A 1,321-nucleotide genomic window follows, 5' to 3' on the forward strand; every position below is an offset into this window, starting at 1 on the left:
ATATAAACGCTGCTAACTGGAGTAACGCCATAGAGTTATTTAACGGGACTATTTTAGAATCATTAATAACAGAAAGATATAAATATGATATCGGTATTTACAGCTATATATCATCGTTAAACGCTAGATGTTACACTCCCAGTATTGCACAATCACAAATCCCCACAATTTACCCGGAAGATAGCTATTACCAACGGTGGGAAAAAAAACAGGAAGTGTTGCAGGGAGCGGTAGATTTACAGATATTTTATGGGAATATGGCAACAGAAAACGGGTTAAATTTAGGGATTGTCAAATTGCCATATTATGGAGGCATTCACACCGAAAACCTGTTAATTGAATTAATCACTAATCAAAACGAAGGTTTAGCAATTGATAGCAACTCAATAGTTAAAGCTAGGTGTTTAACTCAGTTACATAACAATGATTCTATTAATATTTTGGGCATGGCTGAATATCAACTCGATACAGTTCCTCAAACCCCTACATTGACACAACCCGAAAATTTTGGGGTGACAATAGGCAATACCCCCACATTAGTTAGACCCTCAAATATTAATCGGTATAGGTTGCACTTACAAAACGTAGGTTCTGTAGGGGTATGGTTTTGTCACGGTGATATCAGTAACTGTGTACCTTATCAATGCCTATATTTACCTCCTAACGCTGGGTGGGATGATGAACTAAAATCAACAGCTTCTATCTATGCTATAACTGAGGATAGCGTAACCAATATTGTTGGGTTAGAACAAACAATAAATTGGTAAATTTTACTTTGATTTAGGAGTTTATTATGAGTTTCTCAGTTTATAGTTCTGTTGTCAATTTAGACACTCTAAATATGAGCAGTAAAATACCGGGAACTCCCGAAACTACCGCGATAAGTTTGACTGCTAACACTATCACGGAAGTTGTGCCTATCAATGCTACCAGTAACGGTAGAACGGTGTTTGTAAAGAATCGGTCAAATACCAATGTACATCTAATATTTGACCCTACAGGTGATAGCGTGTCAGACGCTGCATTTTCGGTTAAGCCAGGTGATACCATCTCAATAACGTGGGGTAGAACTGAGTTACAGGCGATAGCAGAATCTAGCGCTAGTATCAGCGTTACAATTATCGAATATATCAATATGTAATCATCAAATGAATGGCTAGTATTAAGTTATTAGCCATTTATTTGATTACTCAATATAGAGGCAGTTATGACTAATTTCAACATTTACTCTAGTAAGTTTGGGCAATCAACCGATGACTTGCCAGAAGGTGAAGTTAATCTGTATTTAACTAATGAACGGATACAAGCAGTTATTGACTCC

Annotated in this window: 2 protein-coding genes and 1 pseudogene; all 3 read left to right on the forward strand. The window is 36.7% G+C overall.

Annotated elements, in window-relative coordinates; translation table 11 throughout:
* Positions 1-2 precede the first annotated feature (2 nt).
* A complete protein-coding gene (locus P5674_RS24830; protein ID WP_315670402.1) occupies positions 3-767 on the forward strand; it encodes a hypothetical protein in 765 nt (254 codons plus the stop codon).
* A 26-nt stretch (positions 768-793) separates the two neighbouring features.
* A complete protein-coding gene (locus P5674_RS24835) occupies positions 794-1,141 on the forward strand; it encodes a hypothetical protein (protein WP_014274438.1) in 348 nt (115 codons plus the stop codon).
* Between the two features lie 66 nt (positions 1,142-1,207).
* Positions 1,208-1,321 (forward strand): annotated as a pseudogene (locus P5674_RS26785) (phage head spike fiber domain-containing protein); the annotation flags it as partial.

The sequence above is a fragment of the Limnospira sp. PMC 289.06 genome (assembly GCF_032350395.1).
In the GTDB taxonomy this organism is placed as follows: Bacteria; Cyanobacteriota; Cyanobacteriia; order Cyanobacteriales; family Microcoleaceae; genus Limnospira; species Limnospira platensis.

Excerpts from the sequence above, each read along its gene's own strand:
- P5674_RS24835 (WP_014274438.1), top strand. The coding sequence starts at position 794 with ATGAGTTTCTCAGTTTATAGTTCTGTTGTCAATTTAGACACTCTAAAT.